Here is a 1481-nt window from a genome sequence, read left to right as displayed (position 1 = left end):
TCTGTCGAATCTTTGAGCGGTAGATAGATCAACGCTGTATATTGATCTGTGTGGCCGTGACCTTGCGCACGAACAGCAACATCGCCTTCCAGTGCGCCTTTCACGTGGTGTGGTGCCCCAAATACCGCAGGCGAGTGCTCGGCGGGCGGATCGAGGCACGGCTGAAAGAGCTGATCCGCGAGGTGATCGAGGAGAAGGGGGCGTGGCTGGTGGAGTTGGAAGTCATGCCCGACCACGTTCACCTGTTGGTCGAAGTGGACCCGCAATTCGGAATCCACAAGCTCGTCAAGGCCATCAAGGGCCGCTCCTCTCGCGTCCTGCGCCAGGAGTTCCCGAGCTTGAAGTCGAAGCTTCCGACGCTGTGGACCAACTCCTACTTCGTGGCCACCGTGGGCGGAGCACCCCTGGAGGTCGTCAAAGGGTACGTCGAGAACCAGAAGAACCGGTGAGGCATCGTGCTGACCGGACGTAAGTACCGCCTGGACCTCACCGAGGAGCAGGCCGCGTTCGCCGAGCGGATCGGCGGAGCCTGCCGCAGCGTGTGGAACACCGCCCTCGAACAGCGCCGCGTCTACCGCTGTCGCGGGGCGTTCATCGGCTACCACGACCAGGCCCGCCAGCTGGTGGAGGCCAAGCTTGAGTTCGAATGGCTGGCCGAGGTGCCCGGCCACTGCCTCCAGCAGACGCTCATCGACCTGGACCAGGCATGCGCCCGGCACGGGACGTGGAAGGTCCGCTGGAAGTCACGGGTGAGGAACGCCCCGAGCTTCCGCTTCCCCGAGGGCGGGAAGATCGCAGTCGAGCGGCTCAACCGGCGCTGGGCACGGGCAAAACTCCCCAAGCTCGGCTGGGTCCGCTTCCGCATCACCCGCCCGCTCGGCGGGAAGGTCAAGAACGCCACCGTCTCCCGGGACGGCATGCACTGGTACATCAGCTTCCTCATCGAGGACGGAATCACTGCGCCCGATCGGCACGCCAACCCAGGTGGCGCCGTGGGGATCGACCGGGGCGTGGCCAAGGTCGTGACCCGCTCGGACGGACGCTTCCACCACCAGGTGTTCGCCCGCGATCGGGAAGTCGAACACGCCAAAAAGCTTCAGCGGGACCTGGCTCGCACCAAGAAAGGCAGCCAGCGGCGTAAGCGGGCCGCCGCACGGGTCGCCGACCTGGCGCGGAAGGTCCGCAGACGCCGCCAGGACTTCGCCGCCAAGACCGCCCACATCCTGGCCACAGGCTTCGAGCTGGTCGTGTTCGAGGCGCTGGCGACCAGGAACATGACCGCCGGCGTCGAACCCAGACCAGACCCCGAGCGGCCGGACGCGTTCCTGCCCAACGGGGCCGCGAGCAAGTCCGGCCTGAACCGGTCCATCCTGGACAAGGGCTGGCACCGCATCGAACTCGCCACCCGCAGCAAGGCCCGGTACACGGGCACCCACGTGATCACCGTCAACCCGGCGTACACGAGCCAGAGGTGCAACGTG

Annotated in this window: 2 protein-coding genes; both read left to right on the top strand. The window is 66.2% G+C overall.

The features are described from left to right. The first annotated feature begins 50 nt into the window (after nt 1-50). A complete protein-coding gene (gene tnpA, locus ITP53_RS55295; protein ID WP_195903480.1) occupies nt 51-449 on the top strand; it encodes an IS200/IS605 family transposase in 399 nt (132 codons plus the stop codon). Nucleotides 450-455: 6 nt separating this feature from the next. Continuing rightward, a partial coding sequence (locus ITP53_RS55290; protein WP_195903479.1) for an RNA-guided endonuclease InsQ/TnpB family protein occupies nt 456-1481 on the top strand: 1026 nt, incomplete at its 3' end.

The organism is Nonomuraea cypriaca (assembly GCF_015645445.1).
Taxonomy (GTDB): Bacteria; Actinomycetota; Actinomycetes; order Streptosporangiales; family Streptosporangiaceae; genus Nonomuraea; species Nonomuraea cypriaca.
Note: the sequence above shows the minus strand (reverse complement) of the source record. Positions and strands in the feature narration are given on the sequence as shown.